At 64.9% G+C, this 21,994-nt stretch carries 16 protein-coding genes; 11 read left to right on the top strand and 5 right to left on the bottom strand.

What is annotated here, in order from left to right; translation table 11 throughout:
* The first annotated feature begins 116 nt into the window (after positions 1 to 116).
* From FHW97_RS07765 to FHW97_RS07735, 7 genes are all read left to right on the top strand, one after another.
* Positions 117 to 1,763 carry an electron transfer flavoprotein-ubiquinone oxidoreductase gene (locus tag FHW97_RS07765; RefSeq protein WP_022675289.1) on the top strand — a complete coding sequence of 549 codons (1,647 nt, stop codon included), beginning with the start codon at positions 117 to 119 and terminating at the stop codon, positions 1,761 to 1,763.
* Between the two features lie 18 nt (positions 1,764 to 1,781).
* Entirely contained in the window at positions 1,782 to 2,579 is a 798-nt protein-coding gene (locus tag FHW97_RS07760; protein ID WP_171798534.1) for a 4-(cytidine 5'-diphospho)-2-C-methyl-D-erythritol kinase, read from the top strand.
* A complete protein-coding gene (locus FHW97_RS07755) occupies positions 2,576 to 3,322 on the top strand; it encodes an N-formylglutamate amidohydrolase (RefSeq protein WP_171798533.1) in 747 nt (248 codons plus the stop codon). The genes FHW97_RS07760 and FHW97_RS07755 overlap by 4 nt, the downstream gene beginning before the upstream one ends.
* An 87-nt stretch (positions 3,323 to 3,409) precedes the next feature.
* Positions 3,410 to 5,266: a dihydroxy-acid dehydratase gene (ilvD, locus tag FHW97_RS07750; protein WP_171798532.1), complete on the top strand. Its 1,857-nt coding sequence runs from the start codon at positions 3,410 to 3,412 to the stop codon at positions 5,264 to 5,266.
* Positions 5,266 to 5,661, top strand: a complete 396-nt coding sequence (locus FHW97_RS07745; RefSeq protein ID WP_169047923.1) for a hypothetical protein — start codon at positions 5,266 to 5,268, stop codon at positions 5,659 to 5,661. The genes ilvD and FHW97_RS07745 overlap by 1 nt, the downstream gene beginning before the upstream one ends.
* On the top strand, positions 5,642 to 7,066 hold the full coding sequence (locus FHW97_RS07740) for an NAD(P)H-hydrate dehydratase (RefSeq protein ID WP_169048299.1): 1,425 nt from the start codon (positions 5,642 to 5,644) through the stop codon (positions 7,064 to 7,066). The genes FHW97_RS07745 and FHW97_RS07740 overlap by 20 nt, the downstream gene beginning before the upstream one ends.
* Positions 7,063 to 8,271 carry a class I SAM-dependent RNA methyltransferase gene (locus FHW97_RS07735; RefSeq protein WP_168351122.1) on the top strand — a complete coding sequence of 403 codons (1,209 nt, stop codon included), beginning with the start codon at positions 7,063 to 7,065 and terminating at the stop codon, positions 8,269 to 8,271. Before FHW97_RS07740 ends, FHW97_RS07735 begins: the two co-directional genes overlap by 4 nt.
* 82 nt (positions 8,272 to 8,353) lie before the next feature.
* Here FHW97_RS07735 and FHW97_RS07730 read toward each other — a convergent pair whose 3' ends face one another.
* Both FHW97_RS07730 and FHW97_RS07725 read right to left on the bottom strand, forming a co-directional pair.
* Complete coding sequence (locus FHW97_RS07730; protein WP_253941641.1) at positions 8,354 to 9,007, bottom strand: class I SAM-dependent methyltransferase; 654 nt, start codon at positions 9,005 to 9,007, stop codon at positions 8,354 to 8,356.
* Positions 9,004 to 10,260, bottom strand: coding sequence for a DUF3419 family protein (locus FHW97_RS07725; RefSeq protein ID WP_253941640.1), 1,257 nt, complete (start codon positions 10,258 to 10,260; stop codon positions 9,004 to 9,006). Before FHW97_RS07725 ends, FHW97_RS07730 begins: the two co-directional genes overlap by 4 nt.
* A gap of 202 nt (positions 10,261 to 10,462) precedes the next feature.
* Here FHW97_RS07725 and FHW97_RS07720 point away from each other — a divergent pair, with 202 nt between their 5' ends.
* The 3 genes from FHW97_RS07720 to FHW97_RS07710 all read left to right on the top strand — a co-directional run bounded on the left by FHW97_RS07720 (position 10,463) and on the right by FHW97_RS07710 (position 14,450).
* Positions 10,463 to 11,668 carry a saccharopine dehydrogenase family protein gene (locus FHW97_RS07720; protein WP_022678258.1) on the top strand — a complete coding sequence of 402 codons (1,206 nt, stop codon included), beginning with the start codon at positions 10,463 to 10,465 and terminating at the stop codon, positions 11,666 to 11,668.
* A 142-nt stretch (positions 11,669 to 11,810) separates the two neighbouring features.
* The gene (locus FHW97_RS07715) at positions 11,811 to 13,007 is read left to right on the top strand and encodes a carboxynorspermidine decarboxylase (RefSeq protein ID WP_171798531.1); all 1,197 of its coding nucleotides are present in this window, start codon (positions 11,811 to 11,813) and stop codon (positions 13,005 to 13,007) included.
* A gap of 237 nt (positions 13,008 to 13,244) precedes the next feature.
* Positions 13,245 to 14,450, top strand: a complete 1,206-nt coding sequence (locus FHW97_RS07710; protein ID WP_054131081.1) for a type III PLP-dependent enzyme — start codon at positions 13,245 to 13,247, stop codon at positions 14,448 to 14,450.
* A 33-nt stretch (positions 14,451 to 14,483) separates the two neighbouring features.
* Here the strand turns inward: FHW97_RS07710 and FHW97_RS07705 are convergent, their stop codons facing one another.
* Positions 14,484 to 14,645 (bottom strand): hypothetical protein, encoded by a 162-nt coding sequence (locus FHW97_RS07705; protein WP_157088840.1) that lies wholly within the window; start codon positions 14,643 to 14,645, stop codon positions 14,484 to 14,486.
* 13 nt (positions 14,646 to 14,658) lie between these two features.
* A complete protein-coding gene (locus tag FHW97_RS07700) occupies positions 14,659 to 17,715 on the bottom strand; it encodes a TonB-dependent receptor domain-containing protein (protein ID WP_253941639.1) in 3,057 nt (1,018 codons plus the stop codon).
* Positions 17,716 to 18,218: 503 nt separating this feature from the next.
* Here FHW97_RS07700 and katG point away from each other — a divergent pair.
* Positions 18,219 to 20,486 (top strand): catalase/peroxidase HPI, encoded by a 2,268-nt coding sequence (gene katG, locus FHW97_RS07695; RefSeq protein WP_171798530.1) that lies wholly within the window; start codon positions 18,219 to 18,221, stop codon positions 20,484 to 20,486.
* 141 nt (positions 20,487 to 20,627) lie between these two features.
* Here katG and hemA read toward each other — a convergent pair whose 3' ends face one another.
* Entirely contained in the window at positions 20,628 to 21,854 is a 1,227-nt protein-coding gene (gene hemA, locus FHW97_RS07690) for a 5-aminolevulinate synthase (protein ID WP_171798529.1), read from the bottom strand.
* Between the last annotated feature and the right edge of the window lie 140 nt (positions 21,855 to 21,994).

Genomic DNA, 21,994 nt, shown 5'->3' with positions numbered 1-21,994 from the left:
ATGAGGCAGCTTGTCATGCACACCCTATTGACCTTGGGCGCCCCAGCTTTCAAGGCTGCGCTGCATAATCGCGTGATTAACAGCCCTCAGCAGGAACGGGCGATGGAGCGGGGACGATGAGCGAACGGGAATCGATGCCTTATGACGTGGTGATCGTCGGTGGTGGGCCTGCAGGCCTGGCTGCCGCGATCCGGGTGAAGCAGCTCAATCCCGAACTTTCGGTGTGCATCCTGGAAAAGGGCTCCGAAATCGGCGCGCATATCCTGTCTGGCGCGGTGGTCGATCCCAAGGCGCTGGACGAACTGCTGCCCGAATGGCGCACCATGGGCTGCCCGATGGCCGAAGTGCCGGTGACCGACAACTGGCACTGGGTGCTGACCAAGACCAAGAAGTACGCCATCCCGCACTGGCCGATGCCGCCGTTCATGTCGAATGAGGGCAACTATACCGGTTCGCTTGGCAACCTGTGTCGCTGGCTGGCCGAACAGGCGACCGAACTCGGCGTGGAAATCTTCCCCGGCTTCCCCGCTGCCGAAGTGCTGTTCAACGAGGCCGGCGCGGTGATCGGCGTGGCCACGGGCGACATGGGCGTGGCCAAAGATGGCAGCCACAAGGGCGATTACCAGCCCGGCATGGAACTGCACGCCAAGTACACCCTGTTTGCCGAGGGTGCGCGCGGCAGCCTGACCAAGCGGCTCAAGCAGCATTACGATCTTGAGCGTGATTGCCAGCCGCAGGTCTATGGCCTGGGCATCAAGGAATTGTGGGACATCGACCCGGCCAAGCACGTGCCGGGCCGCGTGCTGCACACCCAGGGCTGGCCGCTGTCGGAAAGCAATTCGTGGGGCGGCGGGTTCCTCTATCACCAGGCCAACAACCAGGTGGCCCTAGGCTTTGTCACCGCGCTCGATTACGCCAACCCCTATGTCTATCCCTACGAGGAATTCCAGCGCTGGAAGCAGCACCCGGAAATCCGCGCCATTCTCGAAGGTGGCCGCCGCGTGGCCTATGGCGCGCGCGCGATCAACGAAGGTGGCTGGCAATCGGTGCCGCGCCTCTCGTTCCCCGGTGGGGCGCTGATCGGCTGCTCGGCCGGTTTCGTCAACGTGCCGCGCATCAAGGGCAGCCACACCGCGATGAAAAGCGGCATGCTGGCGGCCGAGGCGATCGTGGCGGCAGCCGCCGCCGGGCGCGAACATGACGACATGGTGGAATACGATGCCGCCGTGCGCGACAGCTGGATCGCCAAGGAACTCAAGCTGGTACAGAACGCCCAGCCGCTGGTGTCGAAGTTCGGCGGTTCGTGGGGCACGATCCTGGCCGGGGCAGACATGTGGGCCCGCGTGCTCAAGGTCAATCCGGTCAAGGGCCTCAAGCACCACACCGACGCGGAAGCGACGCAGCGCGCCGATCTCTACAAGCCGATCGCCTATCCCAAGCCCGATGGGGTAATCAGCTTCGATCGCCTGACCAGCGTGTCGTTCTCGTACACCAACCACGAGGAAGACCAGCCGTGCCACCTGGTGTTGAAAGACCCCGAGGTGCCCACGCGCGTCAACCTCCCGCTCTATGCCGGGCCAGAAGCGCGGTTCTGCCCGGCGGGCGTCTATGAATTCGTGGGTGTGGAAGAAGGCACGCCGCGTTTGCAGATCAACGCGCAGAACTGCGTGCACTGCAAAACCTGCGACATCAAGGACAAGACCCAGAACATCGACTGGGTCACGCCCGAAGGTGGTGGCGGTCCCAATTATCCCAATATGTAAGGGCCGTTTGTTCAGACCATGCATGAAACGGCCTTTGCCAAGATCAACCTGGCGCTGCACGTTCGCGCGCGGCGCCAGGATGGCTATCACGCGCTGGAAACCGCGTTCGCCTTTGTCGACGCGGGCGATGAACTGGCGGTAAGCCCGGCGCCGCAGGATGCCTTGCGCGTGGTTGGTGAATTTGGCGGTGAACTGGCCGATCCTTTTGGGAATATCGTGGCCAAGGCGCTGACCACGCTGCCGCGTGAGCATGGCTGGGCGGTCACGCTGGAAAAGCGCTTGCCGGTGGCCGCCGGGCTGGGTGGTGGCTCGGCCGATGCTGGCGCGGTGTTTCGCCTGGTCGAGCGGGCGCAGGGCCTGCCGGCAGATTGGCACGCGCGCGCCGCTGCGCTGGGCGCCGATGTGCCCGCTTGCGTGGCGAGCCAAGCCTGCATCGGGCGCGGCACCGGCACCGAACTGGAAGCGGTGGACAACGACTTAGCAGGGTGCCCGGTGCTGCTGGTCAATCCGCTCATTCCGCTGGCGACCGGACCGGTGTTCAAGGGCTGGGATGGCGTCGATCGCGGCCCGCTGCCGACCGGAAACCTGCGCACCATCGCGCTGGATGGGCGCAACGATCTGGAAGCGCCGGCGCTGGCCCTGGTGCCGCAGATCGGTGACGTGCTCGCCGCGTTGCGCGCCACGGGCGCATGGCTGGTGCGCATGTCTGGTTCTGGCGCGACGTGCTTTGCGCTGTTTGACGATACCGTCGCGCGCGATGCCGCGCAGGCGGCCATGCCCGGCGCATGGTGGACTCTGGCCGGAGCGTTGCGATGAGCGCCGAGGCCTGGACTCTGCTGGGTACACCCACAACAGGTGGGGTGCTGATCGTTTCCGACCACGCATCGGCGCGTGTGCCAGGCGATATCGACCTGGGTATCGATCCTGCCTTGTTGAGCCAGCACATGGCCATCGACATTGGCGTTGCCGGCATTGCCGCCATCCTGGCGCAAACCCCTGGCGTGGCGGCATTCCTGGGCGGGGTGAGCCGGCTGGTCTGCGATTTCAACCGCGATGCCGATGCGCCGGGCGTGGTGCCCGAGGCGAGCGACGGGCATGCGATCCCCGGCAACCGGCTCGACGCCGCTGCTCGCGCAGGGCGGCTGGCGCGGTTCTTCGATCCTTATCATACCGCGCTGGCGCGAATACTGGCGGCGAATGAACCGGCGCTAATCCTTTCACTGCATAGCTTTACGCCGCGTCTTTCAAGTGATCCCGAACAGCAGCGGCCATGGCATGTCGGCGTGTTGTACAACGAGGATACGCGCGCCGCACATCTGGCGCTCGATTGGCTGGGTCAAGAGCCGGGCCTGTGCGTGGGCGATCAGCAGCCCTATTCAGGCCGCCTGCTCAATGCCACGATGAACCGCCATGCCGAGGCGCACGGGCGGGCCTATGTCGGGCTGGAACTGCGTCAGGACCTGATCGGCGACGCGGCGGGCCAGGCGGAGTGGGCCGCGCGGATCTCCCGGTTGTTGCCAGAGGTGGTTGCGGGCCTCGCCAAAAAGTCGCAAATGTAACCTTGGACGCGTCGGCTCACGTGGAGTAGGGGCACGTGCTTGCGCCTGCGCGGCGCGAGAAAATTGCATGCCTGGAGTTTCCGAACAATGCCCGCCTACCGCTCCCGCACCTCTACCCACGGCCGCAACATGGCGGGCGCGCGCAGCCTGTGGCGCGCCACGGGGATGAAGGATGGCGATTTCGGCAAGCCGATCGTCGCCGTGGTAAACTCGTTCACGCAGTTCGTGCCGGGCCACGTCCACCTCAAGGACCTGGGCCAGATGGTGGCACGCGAGATCGAGGCCGCGGGCGGCGTTGCCAAGGAATTCAATACCATCGCCGTGGATGATGGCATCGCCATGGGCCACGACGGCATGCTCTATTCGCTGCCGAGCCGCGATCTGATTGCCGATAGCGTGGAATACATGGTCAACGCGCACTGCGCCGACGCCATGGTGTGTATCTCCAACTGCGACAAGATCACGCCGGGCATGCTGATGGCGGCCATGCGCATCAACATTCCCGTGGTGTTCGTGTCGGGCGGGCCGATGGAAGCCGGCAAGGTCGTGCTGCGTGGCAAGGAACACGCGCTCGACCTGGTCGATGCCATGGTCGTGGCCGCCGATGACAACTATACTGACGAGGAAGTGGCCGATATCGAGCGTTCGGCTTGCCCGACGTGCGGCTCGTGCTCGGGCATGTTCACCGCCAATTCGATGAACTGCCTGACCGAAGCACTCGGCCTGTCCTTGCCCGGCAATGGCTCCACCCTGGCGACCCACGCCGATCGCCAGCGCCTGTTCCTGGAAGCAGGGCGCCTGGCTGTGGACCTGTGCAAGCGCTATTACGAAGAGGGTGACGAGAGCACTCTGCCGCGCGCGATCGCCAACTTCCGCGCGTTCGAAAATGCGATGAGCCTCGACATCGCCATGGGCGGTTCGACCAACACCGTGTTGCACCTCTTGGCCGCCGCCCACGAGGCCGGGGTCGATTTCACCATGGCCGATATTGATCGCCTGTCGCGCCGGGTGCCGGTGCTGTCCAAGGTGGCGCCCGCCAAGAACGACGTGCACATGGAAGACGTGCACCGCGCCGGCGGGATCATGGCGATCCTGGGCGAACTTGACCGCGCCGGGCTGCTGCACACCGATACGCCGACGGTGCACGCCCGCACCATGGCCGATGCGCTGGCGCAGTGGGACGTGGCGCGCACCAATGCGCCCTCGGTACAGGAGTTCTATCGCGCGGCCCCTGGCGGCGTGCCCACGCAGACCGCATTCAGCCAGAGCCGCCGCTGGGCCGAGCTGGACCTCGATCGCGAAAACGGCGTGATCCGCAGCGCCACCCATGCCTTCAGCCAGGACGGCGGGCTGGCCGTGCTGGCCGGCAACATCGCCGCCGACGGCTGCATCGTGAAAACAGCGGGCGTGGATGAAAGCATCCTCACGTTCACCGGCCCGGCCAAGGTCTATGAAAGCCAGGACGCCGCGGTGACCGCAATCCTCACCGGCCAGGTGGTGGAAGGCGACGTGGTGCTGATCCGCTATGAAGGGCCCAAAGGCGGCCCCGGCATGCAGGAAATGCTCTATCCCACCAGCTATTTGAAGTCCAAGGGCCTGGGCAAGGCCTGCGCGCTGGTGACGGACGGGCGCTTTTCGGGCGGCAGCTCGGGCCTGTCGATCGGCCACGTCTCGCCCGAGGCGGCCGAGGGTGGAGCGATCGGCCTAGTGGAAACCGGTGACCTGATCGCCATCGACATTCCTGGCCGCAAGATCGACGTGCTGGTGTCGGCCGATGAACTCGCCCGCCGTCGCGCCGCGATGGAGGCCAAGGGCGCCGATGCCTGGCAACCGGCCAAGCCGCGCGCGCGCAAGGTTTCGGTGGCGTTGCAGGCCTATGCCGCGATGACCACGAGCGCGGCGCGCGGCGCGGTGCGCGATCTGGCGCAGTTGAAGCGGAGCTGATGCTGCGCGCGGCCGCCCTGCTGCCGCTGCTGGCGCTGGCTGCCTGCGGGCAGGGCGCCGGCTCTGCGCCGGAACGGCCGATGGTCACTATCGAATGCGCCACCGATGGCGCCACTGCCTTTGCGCGCGATTGCAAGGTGGAGCCGGTGGTGGAACAGGGCCGGCACCTGTTGGTCGTGCATCATCCCGCTGGCGGTTTCCGCCGCCTGTTGAAGGTGGACGACGGGCGCGGCGTGGTGGTGGCAGACGGTGTGGTGCCTGCCCAGGTGGCGTGGCTCGCCGATGGGCGGCTGGAAGTGACGGTGGGTAGCGACCGCTATCGCTTTCCCGCCAAAGTGAAGGCCGACGCTCCGGCCAGTGCCCCGGCTGGACCAGATGTTCCCGCCAAGCCCTGACCCTGCGCAAATCCTCACCGTGGCGCAGATGCGCGCCGCCGAAGATGGCCTGATCGCCGCTGGTACCGATGTCCATGCGCTGATGCAGCGGGCCGGGCGCGGCGCCGGGGAATGGGTGCGCCGCGTGGCGGCCGGGCGGCGCGTGACTGTGCTGTGCGGGCCGGGCAACAATGGCGGCGATGGCTATGTCATCGCGCAATATCTGGCCGAGGCGGGCTTGCGTGTGTGCGTGATCGCGCCCGGGCCGCCCGCCACCCCGGCGGCGCAGCGGGCGCGGGCGCTGTATGCCGGCACCGTTGTGGAAAGTGCGGCTGACGGGCTGGGTGGCGTGCTGGTCGATTGCCTGTTCGGCAGCGGGCTGACCCGGCCACTGGACGATGCATCGGCGGCGATGCTGGCCGATCTGGCCGCGCGGCACGCCTATCGCATCGCGATCGATGTGCCCAGCGGCGTGGCAAGCGATAGCGGCGAATGCCTTAATCCCGGTCTGCCCGATTGGCATCTGACCGTGGCGCTGGGCGCATGGAAGCATGCCCACTATGCCATGCCGGCTTGCGCCACGATGGGCGCGCTGCGGCTGGTGGATATCGGCGTGGGCACGGTGCCCGGCGCGGCGCACGTGCTGGCGCGGCCGCTATTGGCAGTGCCGGCGGCCGATGCGCACAAGTATCGCCGGGGCTTGCTGGGCATCGTGGCCGGTGCCATGCCCGGCGCTGCGCTTCTGGCGGCCACGGCCGCGCTGCGCGGTGGGGCGGGCTATGTACAGGTCTTGGCGGGCGAAAGCGCGCTATCCGGTCCGCCGCCCGAGCTGGTGGTGCGTGACACTGCCGAGCAAGCAGCGCTGGCAACGGCGTTGGACGATGATCGCTTTGCCGCGTTGCTGGTGGGGCCAGGGCTGGGCCGCGATGACGGAGCGCGGGCACGCCTGGCTGCAGCGCTTGGAGCAGGCCGGCCCATGGTGATTGATGCCGATGCGCTGGTCTTGCTGGCGCCGGCGATGCTGCGGGGAACACCCTTGGTGTTGACCCCGCATGATGGAGAGATGCAGGTTTTGGAACGCAATTTTGGACTTTCCGGCACGGGCGACCGGCGCACCCGCGCCGTGGCACTGGCGCAAGCCGCCCAGGCCGTGGTGATTCTCAAGGGACCGGACAGTGTGATCGCCGCGCCCGACGGCACTGTGACCGTGGCGCCGCGCGCGTCGTCGTGGCTGTCGGTGGCGGGCAGCGGCGATGTGCTGGCCGGCACCGTTGCCAGCCGCCTGGCCGTGCTGCGCGATCCGCATCGCGCCGCGCAGGAAGGGCTGTGGCTCCATGGCGAAGCAGCGCGCTTGGCCGACCCGGCCTTTACCAGTGGCGATCTGGCCCATGCCATTGCCGGTGCGATGCAACAGGTGCTGGCATGAGCGCGGCGCCGATCGTGCGCGTGGCCGCCAAGGGTGAGGGCGCCACGGCCGATGGCCGCTATGTCGCGCTCTCTGCCCCCGGTGACATGCTGGAGGCCGATGGCACGCTGACCTGGGGGCCCAACCACGTCGAGCCGCCCTGCCGGCACTTCCCGGCCTGTGGCGGTTGCCAGTTGCAGCATCTTTCCGAAGCCGCGCTGACCGATTTCGTCGGCAGCCGGGTGATCGGCGCTGCCAAGGGGCAGGAACTGGACCCCGGCACGCCAGCGCCGACCCACCTTTCGCCGCCGCGCACCCGCCGCCGCGCCACCCTGCATGCGCAGGCAATTGGCCGCCGCGTGGTGCTGGGCTTTCGCGAGGGTGGCAGCCACAAGACCATCGACATGCGCGAATGCCATGTCATCGCGCCCGAACTGATGGCGCTGGTGGCTCCGCTGCGCACGCTGCTGGAAAGCTGGCAGGATCGCAAGTTGGCGGTGGACGTGGAATTGACGCTGGCCGATCAGGGCGTGGCCGTCGGCTTTTCCGGCCTGGTGGCCGATAATCTGGCACGGACCGAGGCGTTGCTGGATTTCGCCCGCGATCACCGCCTGGCGCGGCTGACGATCGATACCGGCTATGGCCCGGAAACCACGTGGGAGCCTGATCCTGCCACGATCACCCTGGGTGGCACCGCCGTTGGCATTCCGCCGGGCGCATTCCTGCAGGCGACAGCCGATGGCGAAGCGGCGCTTGTCGCCGCCGCGCAGGGTTGGCTGGCGGGCGCCAGCACAGTCGCCGATCTCTTCGCCGGGTTGGGCACGTTTGCCTTTGCCCTGGCCGGGCCGGGCACCAAGGTGCTGGCGGTGGAAGCCGCGCGCGACGCGCATCTCGCCTGCCAGGCGGCGGCGCGCAGCCAGGGCCGTCCGGTGCACGCGCTGCACCGCGATCTGTTCCGCAATCCGCTGCGGGCCGAAGAACTGAACCGCTTCGCTGCCGTGCTGCTCGATCCGCCGCGCGCCGGTGCGCGCGAGCAGGTGGGGCAGATCGCGGAGTCAACCGTGGCGCGGGTGGTCTATATCAGTTGCAACCCGGCCAGTTGGGCCCGTGATGCGGCAACGCTGGTGGCGGCTGGCTATCGCCTGGAAGGGCTCAAGGCTGTGGGCCAGTTCCGCTGGTCCACCCATGTCGAACTGGCGAGCCTGTTCGTGCGCGCAGGCGCCTGATCAGGGCCGGCGCAATGCACAGGCTTTCCCGGCGATATCCAAGGATTGTGCGCAGGTTATCCACAGGCCTGCGCACAGGGGCTCAGCGTGACCGGGTGAGCACGATCAGGCGGTAATAGCCAAAGGCGCCGGTATGGGTCTGGCAATACAGGCCCTGCCGCGCGGCGATGTCCTGGGCCAGCTTGGCCAGTTCGGTGCGCGGCGTGACATGAAAGCGCGTCAGCCAGGCATGCAGCAGGCGGCGCAGCGGACCGGGCAGGCCGGCGGCATCGTGGAAATCGACGATGTGCAGCGATCCGCCCGGCGCCAGCAGGGTGGCGGCATGGGCCACGGTTTGCTGCCACGGCGGGATCATCGAGAGCGCAAACGAAATGACCACGCGATCGAACCGCGCCGTGCCGAGCAGCGCAGCCGGGTCAAAAGCGCCCGCATCGGCCAGTGCCAGGCGCGCGCCATCACCCAGCCGCGCCTGTGCGGCCCCGAGCATCTCGCGTGAGATATCGATGCCGAACAGGCGCATGCCGGGCCAGCGCCGCGCGATCATCGCCAGGTTGCGCCCGGTGCCACAGCCCAGTTCCAGCACGCGGGCGCCGGGCGCAGCGTCCAGCCCGCGGATCAGGCGATCGCGGCCGAACAGGTAATATTTGCGCGTGATGTCATAGATGCGCACCTGGCGGCGGTAGATCGCATCCATCAGCGCACCGTGCGCGCGCGCCTGCCCGGCCAGCATCGTCATGCCCGCAGTTCATAAAGGTGGACGCCGCCATAGATCGACGAGCGATCGCGCGCGGTAAAGCCGGCGCTGGCCTGCGCATGATAAGTCCAGCGATCGAGCAGGTCAGACGCCACGCGTCCCGGCAGCAGCGTGGGTTGGGCGGCGGTGCGGAACAGCACGCGGGCGCCGGGCCGCGCGGTGCGGGTGATCTGCTGCCACAGCGCGTTGAGCTGGGCATCGGTCATCCAGTCCTGCGCATCGAGCAGGACATAGCGATCGCGCGAGGCATCGGGCAGCGTGGCGAGATGCTCGGTGAAATTGGCGTGAAGCACGGTCACGCGGCCGGCGCGGGCACGCACCGCATCCCAGTTGCCGGCTTGGAGATAGGGCGGCAGCGGCCCATCACCATCGCGGGCATAGCCGCGGGCGAAGGCTTGCCAGGCGAAATAGTTGTCCTCCACCGGGAAATCGCAGGCCAGCTTTTCCAGGCGGCGGCGCAGCACCTGGGCCATGGGCTGGTCTCCCGCCAAGGCATCGAACTGCGCCGGGGGAATGCCCAGGCCAAACAGCGCGGCGGGCTGGTCGGTCAGCCAGCGCACGAAGCGCTTGTCGAACACCGGGGCCAGTTCGCGCTCGAACACCGCGCGCTGCGCCTCTTGCGTGGGGGCGGCCAGGATTTGCGCCAGGTCGATGCGATAAAGCTTGGCCAGCAGATGCGCCACGCCGATGAAGTTGCCCAGCAGCCCGCGCTTGTAGATGCCCTTGGAAAAGCCGCCGATGCGGCGCCGGCCGATCAGGTCGCGTCCTTCCCAATAGCGGCGCGTCGGCTCATCGAGCATGGGCGCAAGGTGCGCGCGATAGGCCGCGATGTTGGCCGGGCTATCCGCCTGAGCGAAAAAGCGGTGGAAGGCGGCATGGTCGGGCAGGCCTTGTGCTGCGGCCAGTTTCAGCTTGTTGAGCGCGATATGCGCGGTGTTGAGATCGACCGCCGTGATGCTTTCGGGATCGGCCACCAGATAGGACAGCACGTTGCACCCGCCGCTGGCGATCGCCACCACGCGGCTGTCGGGCCCGATCTGCAGGGCATCCATGTCGACATCCGGGTCTTCCCAGATCTGCGCATAGACCAGCCCGCGAAACGCCAGGGCAAAGGCATGATCGAGCAGGCGGTGGGCAACACCGGCGCCCTTGCGCACGACAGAGCGGGTGATCGGGTTGCCGGCGCCGGGTTGGCCCCGGTGGCGTTGCAGTTCCATGGCCAGTGTCTTTCCCATTCGTATGGATGGGCACCGGTTTAAGGCAGCGGCGTTGCGGTAATATGGCAAACCCGGCGGCATACCGGGTTTCGCCCCGGTTGTGTTGCCCGCAATAGGACTTGGGTTTGTCATGTGCTTGCCCTATGGGGCCTGCCCATGATGGGTCTGCCCTGTGCCGGGCAGGCCAAATGCCCCTGTTTTCTCGAATTATGGAGTGACCATGGCTCAGGTTCTTGTGATTGGCGCCGGTGGCGTCGGCTCGGTCGCGGTCCACAAGATGGCGATGAATGCCGATATCTTTACCGGGATCGCGCTCGCCAGCCGCACGAAGAGCAAGTGCGACGCGATTGCCGCATCGGTGAAGGAACGCACCGGCGTTGACGTGGCCACCTATCAGATCGACGCAGACGATGTGGCCGCTACCACCGCGCTGATCAACCAGGTGAAGCCCATGCTGGTGGTCAACCTGGCGCTGCCCTACCAGGATTTGACGATCATGGACGCGTGCCTGGCGGCCGGCGTGCACTATATGGACACGGCCAACTACGAACCGCGCGAAGAAGCCAAGTTCGAATACAAGTGGCAGTGGGCCTATCAGGAACGCTTCAAGGAAAAGGGCCTGATGGCCCTGCTCGGTTCGGGCTTTGACCCGGGCGTGACCTCGGTGTTTGCCGGCTGGCTCAAGAAGCACAAGCTCGACACGATTCGCACGCTCGACATTCTCGATTGCAACGGCGGCGATCATGGCCAGGCTTTTGCCACGAACTTCAACCCGGAAATCAACATCCGCGAAGTGACGGCCCCGGCGCGGCACTGGCTGAACGGCGAATGGGTGGAAACCCCGGCGCTGACCATCCGCCAGCAGTTCGATTTCGAGGCGGTCGGCCCCAAGAACATGTACCTCATGTATCATGAAGAAATCGAAAGCCTGAAGACGCACCTGCCGGAAATCGAGCGCATCCGTTTCTGGATGACGTTTGGCGACGCCTATATCACGCACCTCACCGTGCTGCAGAACGTGGGCATGACGCGGATCGATCCGGTGGTCTATGAAGGCAAGGAAATCATTCCCTTGCAGTTCCTCAAGGCCGTGCTGCCCGAACCGGCGTCGCTGGGCGCCACCACCAAGGGCAAGACCAATATCGGTGACATTGCCACCGGCACCAAGGACGGCGTTGAAAAGACGTTCTACATCTACAACATCTGCGACCATGAAGACGCCTTTGCCGAAACCGGCAACCAGGCGATCAGCTACACCACTGGCGTTCCGGCGATGATCGGCGCGGCGCTGATGGTGCAGGGCCTGTGGAAGGGCGAGGGCGTGTTCAACATCGAACAGCTCGATCCCGATCCGTTCATGGACATGCTCAACCAGCATGGCCTGCCCTGGCAGGTGAAGGAACTGGCAGGCCCGCTGCAGTTCTGAGGTCTCGCAAGGCCTCGCACCACCCCCCGACCCCCTCCTCTCAAGAGGAGGGGGAGTAAGACCCAAATAGCCCCCTGCTCTTCAAAGGAGGGGGTTGGGGGTGGTGGAAGCCACCCGCACACCACAGAAAGGCCGCACCTTCATGGAAACCAGAGCCGGTGATCCGGGCGCCTTCGCCCATTTCGATCTGTCGCGTGTCGACAGCCCAGCCTTCGTCGTCGATGTGCAGGCCCTGCGGCGTAATCTGGCGACCCTGGCTGACATTCGCGATCGGGCCGGGATCAAGGTTCTGGCCGCGCTCAAGGCCTTTTCGATGTGGCAGGTGGCGCCCGTGGTGGGCGAATACCTCGACGGCGTGTGCACTTCGGGCCTGTGGGAGGCCAAGCTGGCGGCCGAGCACTACCAGGGCGAGATCGCGACCTATTGCGCGGCCTACAAGGCGGAAGACCTGGCCGAAATCTGCGCGCTTTCGGATCACGTGATTTTCAATTCGCCGTTCCAGATCGCGCGCTTTGCCCCCGTGCTGGCGCAGGCGCGCGCCGATGGCCAGGCGTTCGACGTGGGCCTGCGGATCAATCCGCTGCACCAGGAAGGTGAAGTGCCGCGCTATGACCCCTGCGCGCCGCATTCGCGCCTGGGCTTTCCGGTGGACCAGTTGCAGCCAGAGCATCTCGAGGGCGTGTCCGGCCTGCATTTCCACACGCTGTGCGAGCAGGATTTCGAGCCGCTGCGCCGCACCTGGGAAGCGCTGCTGCCGCGCATCGCGCCGTTCCTGGGCCAGCTCAAGTGGTTGAACTTTGGCGGCGGCCACCATGTGACCCGCGCGGATTACCAGCGCGATGACCTGGTGGCCTTCCTGCGCGAGGTGAAGGCCCAGACCGGGTGCGAGATCTATCTCGAGCCCGGTGAGGCCGTGGCGCTCGACGCCGGCATCCTGGTGGGCACCGTGCTCGATCGCCATTGGAACGGCATGGACATTGCGATCACCGACATTTCGGCCACGTGCCACATGCCCGACGTGATCGAGGCACCCTATCGTCCGGCAATGCTGGGCGAGCTGCCGATCGACGAATACGAGGATGGCGCCGGCGATGCTCCGGTGCGGCTGGGCGGGCCATCGTGCCTGGCGGGGGACGTGATCGGCGACTATCGCCTGCCGGTTCCGGCCGAGCCGGGCGTGCGTTTCGCGTTCCTGGATCAGGCGCATTATTCGATGGTCAAGACGACCACGTTCAACGGTGTGCCGCTGCCCTCGATCTGGTTGTGGGACAGCGGGGCGGACACGCTCAAGCTGGTACGCCGGTTTGCCTATGAAGATTTCCGCGACCGGCTGAGCTAACCGGAAAATATCTCTTTAAAACAGTCTGTTGCCCGCTCTCGTCGAGGTGCTATCTGCGCCCGGACGGGGCGGGGGTGCGCCAGTCCGAGGCTGGCACTGTGACAGATTTGTGAAAGGGGGATTTTTTCGCTTGAAGTTCCCCCCCTGAGCCTTATTTAGCGCTTCCTCGCTGCCCCATGGGGACTTCCAAACCGCAAGGCAGCTTTCGTTCCACGTTCCGTTTGGGGGTCCCTTGAGTTGCACATTCATCCTGATGCACGGGCTGTAGTTCGCGCCACCGCGCCTGACCAACCCGCCATTTTGAACCGCCCGCATGCAGCAGCGCGCGCAGCCCGCTTCTTTGTTGAGAAGTTTCCGGGCAAGTCGCTCTATGCTGTCAAAGCGAACCCCTCTCCTGACCTCCTGCGCATCCTCTGGGACGCTGGTGTCACGCACTATGACGTAGCCTCGATCACCGAGGTCAAGCTGGTGCGCGCCACGCTGCCGCAAGCTACGCTGTGCTTCATGCACCCGGTCAAGGCGCCGCGCGCCATTGCCGAGGCCTATCACGTCCATGGCGTGCGCACGTTCAGCCTCGACTCGCTCGACGAATTGGAAAAAATCCGGGAAGCGACCAATGGCGCCACCGATCTCACGCTCTGCGTGCGCTTGCGCGTATCGTCCGAGCATTCGGAACTGAGCCTGGCGTCGAAGTTCGGCGTCGACCTGGTCGATGCGCGTGAACTGCTGCAGCAGACCCGCCAGTTGGCCGATTGCCTGGGCGTGTGCTTCCACGTGGGCAGCCAGGCGATGAGCCCGCATGCCTATGTGCTGGCGCTGGAAAAGGCCCGCGCCGCGATCGTCGATGCTGCCGTGACGGTGGACATCATCGACGTTGGCGGGGGCTTCCCGTCGGTCTATCCGGGCATGGAGCCGCCGCCGCTCGAAGATTACTTCGCGCTGATCGACCGTACCTACGAATCGCTGCCGGTGTCCTATTCGGCCGAACTGTGGTGCGAGCCGGGCCGTGCGCTGTGCGCGGAATACAACTCGATCATCGTGCGCGTGGAAAAGCGCCGCGAGAACGAACTGTTCATCAACGACGGCGCCTATGGCGCGCTGTTTGATGCCGCACACGTGGGCTGGCGCTTTCCGGTGCGCCTGCTGCGCGAGGCCGACAACGATGCTGCTGGCAGCGTCGAGGCGCAGGACTTCAGCTTCTATGGCCCGACCTGCGACGACATGGACTTCATGGAAGGGCCGTTCCCGCTGCCCGGCGATGTCCGTGCCGGCGACTATATCGAGATCGGTATGCTCGGTGCCTATGGCGCGGCGATGAAGACCGCGTTCAATGGCTTTGAAGCGGTGGAAACTTATACCGTGGCGGATGAGCCGATGGCCAGCCAGTACAACGGCAGCCGTCGCCACCTGCGCACCGGCGACAACGTGGTTTCGCTGCGCTGAAAATATGAAACCGGCGGACTGCGGTCCGCCGGTTCATTTTTGCGTCATGTTGCAATCGATATAATTCGTCCACATCCCGAGTCCAATCGGGTCGCAATCCAGAAAAAAGGCCCCGTCGATCGCATCGGCGGGGCCTTTTTTGTTGTGCAGTATGGGGCGTTGCGGCCCGTGCTGCATGGCGGCCGAAACCGCCACGCAGCCGTGGTCATCAGAACTTGATGCCAGCCGTAACGCGCATGTAGCGGCCCATCACAGCGTCGTAGTAACGGGTGGAAACCGAACTTCCGAGGCCATACGGGAAGGGCACGCTGCGGTTGAACACGTTGTTCACGTTGAAGCGCAGGCTGAAACGGTCGTTGACGTTGAAGCCGAGTGCGCTGTTAAACAGCACATAGGCGCCCACGCGCGGATACTGATAGACCGTGTCAGGCGAATTCACCGCAACCTTGGCCGGCCCATAATACGTGGCCTGCCACATCCAGTTGATCGACTTGGTGGCCCAGACTGCCGTTGCGGTGAAGTTGTCGGTCGGTTCGGCAACGCCGCCCACCGTCTTGGTGAAATCGCCTTCACCGATCTGGTAGTAGTGGCGGAAGGTATGCAGATAGTTCACGTCGAACAGCAGTGCACCGGCCGACGAAGGCAGGCCGAGGCGGGTAAGTGGGAGGTCCCACTTGGCCGAGGTCTGCAGGGCGCGGAACACTTCCAGACCGATGTTGTAGTTGCCTTCGGCAAAGCTGGTGACCTGGCCGGCAGCATTGCGCGTGAACGTGCTGCAATACGGGCTGCTACCCGAGGCCGAATCGTAGCACGCGTTCATCAGATCGGTCAGGCTGAGCGTGGCGATCTCGTTCTTGAGCTTGATGTTCACGTAGTCCGACGTGACAGTCAGGCCTGGCAGGAAGCTGGGCTGGAACACGCCACCCACGGTCCAGCTGTTCGCCACTTCGTTGCGCAGGCCGGGGTTGCCGCCCGACGTACCCTGAGCGGTGTAATCCACAACGTTGGAGGTGAAGTTGGCGGGAATGCCGGCGGCAGCGCAGTTGGCGGCACGGCGCGTCGGGTTGGGCCCCTGGTTGATGTAGCGCGCGTCGCAAGGGTCGTTGCCGGTGTCGAAGATCGAGCCGACCGGTGCAAACAGTTCGGTGATCGACGGCGCGCGGAACGAGCGGGTGTAGTTGCCGCGCAGCGTCAGGGCCTTGACCGGCGCGTAGGTGGCGCCACCGGTATAGGTCCAGAAACCGCCGGCGATGCTGTTCTTCACATAGCGGCCCGCCCCGTTGACTTCGAGGCGATAGACGGCCGGCACCGCATTATCGGGTGAGATAAAGGGCAGGCTGATTTCGCCGAACGCTTCGTTGGTATTGTAGCTGCCCGCCACCGGATCGATCGGAATCGAGTTGCCGTACTGCGTGCGCGTGCCATCGCCATTGTCCTGGCCGTAATAGAACGCACCCGGATCGAAACGCGCGCTTTCATAGCGGTGCTCGTAACCCAGCACGAACTTGGCAAAGCCGCCCGGCAGCTTGACCAGATCGCCCTTGATGTCGGCGATGATGTCGGACTGCTTGTTGATCTGGCGGGTGGTGGCCTGCGTGGTGACGTAGTCGAGCGCTGCCTTGCTGGCGTTGCCATTGCCAAAGACGTTCAGCGGCGCACAAGTGGAGCTGAACGTAGCAATCGCGGCGTTGGTATAGCCCGGGCGGCAAATGATGTTGCCGCTGCCATCGGTGGTGGCATCGAGCGCATTGAAGAAGTTCTGCGTGACGATCTCGCGCGAGGTCGTGCGCGAAATGGTCCGGCCATAGGTGCCGTTGATTTCCCACGTGAACTTGCGTTCGCCAGCCTCGATATCGCCCGTCACGCCGCCCACGAAGCGCAGCAGGTCGCTGCTCGTGCGGAACGAGCCGGTGGACAGGTCGGTATTGGCACGCGACATGTAGAACTGGCTCGGGTCAGCCCCGGCGGCGGTCAGGTTGTTGATGATCGTCGCGCGGTCGGCGGCGCTCAGGAACGGGTTGGCCGTGCTCAGGATGAGGTTGCCGTTGGTGTCACCGGCATTGCCGAAACCGGCATAGTTGTAGAACGGCTGACCCGCGGTGTTCGACGCATAGTTGCGGCTGAACCACACTTCACCGTTGAAGCGGATGCTGTCGCTGATGTCATAGTGGGCCAGCAGCGTGCCCTGATAGCGTTCAGAGGCCACCAGGAAGTTGCTGTAGTCGCCGATGGCAAAGCCGTCGCCACCCGCCTGATAGATGGAGCTGCCGGTACGCTGCCCGTTCTGGAACGGCACCAGTTGCCCGGCGCGGTTGAACACCAGCGCCTGACCGGCTGCATTGGTGATTGCCGAAACGGGGGTCGTGCCCAAGATCGGGTAGTAATCCTCGACCATCGGCATGCCGGTGTTGGTGAACACGTTGTAGTGACGGCCGCCGCCATAGAGCTGGTACGCATAGCTCGCCGGCTTGACTGAGGTGCCGAAGAACGACGCCGAGCCGCCGTAGGTCGTCGGACGCTGCGCGCCGGTGATGCCGTTCTGGTTGTCGTAATAGAAGTTGGCAGTGATGTTGCCACGGCCGTCGGCAAAGTTCTTCCCGGCCAGCACCGAGAAGTTGTAGTCCTGACCGTCGCCATACTTCGACAGGCCGTAGGAGCCATTGGCTTCGACGCCGTCGTAGTTCTTCTTCAACAGGATGTTGACGGTACCGGCGATCGCGTCGGAGCCATAGATCGGTGCCCCGCCGACCGAGACGACTTCGATGCGGTCAACCAGGCTCGGCGCGATCTGGCCGAGGTCCACCGGGCTGCCGGCGACGGCGCCGAAGATCGAGGTGGTCGCCGGGCTGACGAAGCGCATGCCGTTGACGAGGGTGAGCGTGCGCTGCGAACCCAGGTTATAGAGGTTGGCAAAGGTCTGGCCGGCGCCGAAGCTGCCCTGGTCACCGGCGACGCTGTTGCCCGGAACGCCGAAGCCCGGCAGCTGCTGCAGCGCCTGGCCCACGTTGGTATAGCCGCGCTGCTCGATCAGGTCGCTGCCGAGCGTGGCCACGGGCTGGTCGGTGATCGGGGCGCGGGTGATACGCGAACCGGTGACGACGATTTCGGCATCGGATGCGTCGGCCGGTGCAGCCTGTTCCGCCGAGGCGGGGGCCGCGTCCGTGGATTGTGCGTGCGCCACGCCGGTCAGGGTCAGAGGAACAAGGAATGACGCCGTAGCTGCCAAGGCACGCATGCGGCGCTGCGAAAAAGTAGTCGCGGCCATAAAGCCCCCGTTTGTTGCAAGTGCGACCAAACTTGCGTGGGGGGTATCAAAACGCAACTGTTTTGCGCCAATTCGATCAATGGCTTGTCCGGGTGTTGCAGCCAGGTTACACCCTGGCCTTTGGGGCAATACTGCGGCATTCGTTCGCAACAGACGGCATCGCTCGCGCGCTGCAACGCACGTGGCTGCACCTTGGTTCCCGCTCTTTTTCGCATGATCGATTTCGGCAATCTTTGTGACCGGATAAATCTGTTTCCGCCAAGCCACGAATTGCGGAAAGACACACCCTGAACTCGTGATGAAGGGGAAGTGTATTTGCAACGCCGGGATGACATGATCTGAAATCCAAGGAATTGCTGTTTCAAACCCGTCATCAGGCATTTTGCCTGATGGTCGCGTTCGTTCTGTTGGTCTGAATATATTCGGAAACAATTCGTGCCGCACGCCATCGCGTTTGCGGCAGCGCCTATGCTTGTCTTATTAAAACGCAGGAGATTGTTGCAATGCGTCATATTCATCGCTCGCTGGGCGCTTTGTGTCTGGCGATGACTGCCCCTTGGGGCACATCGCTGGCCCATGCCGAAGCAACCGCTCCCGCTGGGGCTGCGCCTGTGGCCATGGCTGCCAGCGACACGGTCACGACCAACAAGGACTGGTGGCCGGCTCGGCTCGACCTGTCGCCGCTGCGCCAGAATGACGTGAAATCGAATCCCTATGGCGCCGATTTCGATTATGCCGCTGCGTTCAAGACGCTAGATCTGGCGGCGGTGAAGGCCGACATCGCCAAGGTGCTGACCACGTCTCAGCCGTGGTGGCCGGCCGACTATGGCAATTACGGCCCGTTCTTCATCCGCATGGCCTGGCACAGCGCCGGCACCTATCGCACGGTCGATGGTCGTGGCGGCTCGGCCGGCGGCGAACAGCGCTTTGATCCGCAGAATTCCTGGCCTGACAACGCCAACCTCGACAAGGCGCGCCGCCTGCTCTGGCCGATCAAGCAGAAGTATGGCCGCAAGATCTCGTGGGGCGATCTCATGGTGCTGACCGGCAACGTCGCGCTGGAGCAGATGGGCTTCAAGACCCTGGGCTTTGCCGGTGGCCGTGTCGATGCGTGGGAGCCGGACATGGTGTTCTGGGGCAGCGAGAAGAAGTGGCTCGACGGGGCGAACAGCCGCATCGGCGCCAATGGCCAGCTCAAGGGCCCGCTCGCTGCGGTGCAGATGGGCCTGATCTATGTGAATCCCGAAGGGCCGGGCGGCAATCCCGATCCGATCGCGGCGGCGGCCGATATCCGCCGCGCCTTTGGCCGCATGGCAATGAACGACGAGGAAACCGTGGCGTTGATCGCCGGTGGTCACACCTTTGGCAAGGCGCACGGCGCGCACAAGCCCGACGAGTGCACCGGCCTGCAGCCGGCTGCCGCCCCAGTGCAAGACCAGGGTTTCGGCTGGAAGAACAAGTGCGGCAAGGGCAACGCCGAAGACACCGTGACCAGTGGCTTGGAAGGCGCGTGGTCGGCCAATCCGATCGCGTTCACCACGCAGTATCTCGACAACCTGTTCGGGTTTGACTGGGTGCTGACCACCAGCCCGGCCGGTGCCAAGCAGTGGACGCCCAAGAACGCCAAGGACGTGCAGATCGTGCCCGATGCGCACCTGGCTGGCGTGACCCACGCGCCGATGATGTTCACCACCGATATCGCGGTGAAGGAAGACCCTGGCTTCCGCGCGATTGCGCTCAAGTTCCGCAAGGACCCGCAGGCGTTTGCCGATGCCTTTGCCCGCGCCTGGTTCAAGCTGACCCACCGCGACATGGGCCCCAAGGGGCGCTACATCGGCCCTGACGTGCCAGCGCAATCGTTCCTGTGGCAGGATCCGCTGCCCAAGGCCGATTACGCCATGATCGATGCCGGTGACATCGCCAAGCTCAAGGCGCAAATCCTGGCGAGCGGGCTGGGGCAGCGCGAACTGATCCGCGCCGCCTGGGCTTCGGCCAGCACGTTCCGCAGCACCGATATGCGCGGTGGCGCCAATGGTGCGCGCATTCGCCTGAACCCCGAAAAAGCCTGGGCGGTCAATGATCCGGCCGAGCTTGATGCGGTGTTGGCCAAGCTGGCGGCAATCCAGGCCGGCTTCAACAAGACCGCACCGGGCGGCAAGAAGGTGAGCCTGGCCGATCTGATCGTGCTGGGCGGCAATGCGGCGGTGGAACAGGCCGCGGCCAAGGGCGGCGTCACGCTGGCGCTGCCGTTCACGCCAGGCCGTGTCGATGCCACCCAGGCGCAGACCGATCCGGCCAGCTTTGCCGTGCTCGAACCCGTGGCTGATCCGTTCCGCAACTATTACGATGCCCCGTCGAACTGGCAGGGCCCGGCCGAAGCCATGGTGGACAAGGCCGACATGCTGGGCCTGAGCGTGCCGGAAATGACCGTGCTGCTGGGCGGGATGCGCGCGCTCGACGCCAACACCGGGCATTCGGCCAACGGCGTGCTCACTGCCAAGCCTGGCACCCTGAGCAATGAATTCTTCGTCAACCTGCTAGACATGGGCACGGTATGGAAGAAGTCTGACAAGGCAGCGGGCCTCTATCAGGGCAGCGACCGTGCCAGCGGCAAGCCGCGCTGGACGGCGACGACGGTGGACCTGATCTTTGGCTCCAATTCCGAACTGCGCGCCGTGGCCGAAGCCTATGCCATGGACGATGCCAAGGAACAGTTCGTGCGCGATTTCGGCGCGGCCTGGACCAAGGTGATGAACGCAGATCGGTTCTGATGTGATCGGGGGTGAGGGGGCCAGGCTTCGGCTTGGCTTCCACCACCCCCAAACCCCCTTCTCTGAAGAGGATGGGGCTTAAAGAAAAAGGCCCCCGGATTGCGGTCCGGGGGCCTTTTTCTGTGTTTGCGGATGAAAGCGTCAGGCGGCCTGGCGCTGCGACATTTCCAGTTCAAGCCGTTCCCAGATTTCCACCAGGGCTTGCGTCAGGTCGCGCATCATTGCCTCGGTGTGGGCCGGGCCAGGGGTGAAGCGCAGGCGCTCGGTTCCGCGTGGCACGGTGGGGAAATTGATCGGCTGAACATAGACGCCGTATTCCGCGAGGAGGATGTCCGACACCTTCTTGGCGCGCACCGGATCGCCAACCATCAGCGGGACGATGTGCGTGGTGCTGTCCATCACCGGCAGGCCGGCATCGCGGAACAGCTGCTTGAGCGTGGCGGCAGCGGCCTGCTGGGCGTTGCGTTCGTCGCTCGATGCCTTGAGGTGGCGAACCGAGGCGAGCACGCCGGCCACGAGCACCGGCGAGAGTGAAGTGGTGAAGATGAAGCCCGGAGCGTAGGAGCGGATCACGTCGATGATCCGGCTGTCGGCCGCGATATAGCCGCCCATCACGCCAAAGGCCTTGCCCAGCGTGCCTTCGATGATGTCGATGCGGTGGGCCGCGTTGTCGCGGTCGGTAATGCCGCCGCCGCGCGGGCCATACATGCCCACGGCGTGGACTTCGTCGATGTAGGTGAGGGCGTTGTACTTGTCCGCCAGGTCGCAGATCGCGTGGATCGGGGCGACGTCGCCGTCCATCGAATAGACGCTTTCAAACGCGATCAGCTTAGGCACGGCGGGATCGGTTTCCGCCAGAAGCTCTTCCAGATGCTCCAGGTCGTTGTGACGGAACACGCGCTTTTCCGCGCCGGAATTGCGAATGCCGGCAATCATGCTGGCATGGTTGAGCTCGTCGGAAAAGATCACGCAGCCCGGCAGAACCTTGGCCAGCGTGGACAGCGTTGCGTCGTTCGAGACATAGCCCGAGGTGAACAGCAGCGCGCCCTGCTTGCCGTGAAGATCGGCCAGCTCGTTTTCGAGATCGACGTGATAGTGCGTGTTGCCGCCGATGTTGCGGGTGCCGCCAGAGCCAGCACCGACATCGTGCAGCGCTTCTTCCATGGCGGCGATCACCTTGGGGTGCTGTCCCATGGCGAGGTAATCGTTGGAGCACCATACGGTGATCGGCTTGGGGCCGTTGTGGCCGGCAAAGCAGCGCGCGTTGGGATAGGCGCCCTTGTTGCGCAGGATGTCGATGAAAACGCGATAACGACCTTCGGAGTGCAGGCGATCGATGGCAGCATCAAAAATCTGGTCGTAGTTCACTGCTTGCTGCTCCTTCGTTCCTGCAGCTGACCGGCTGGGCCCGGATTGCCTCGCGATGAAGCATTGCCAGGCGGCCGCGTCTTTGTCTTATCGCAACAAAATCCCATCCTGCGGTGAATGCACGGGTTGGATAATGCCAC

Source organism: Novosphingobium sp. SG754 (assembly GCF_013149315.1).
Classification (GTDB): Bacteria; Pseudomonadota; Alphaproteobacteria; order Sphingomonadales; family Sphingomonadaceae; genus Novosphingobium; species Novosphingobium capsulatum.
The sequence above is the reverse complement of the archived record's forward strand: the minus strand, read 5'-3'. Positions and strand labels throughout refer to the sequence as shown.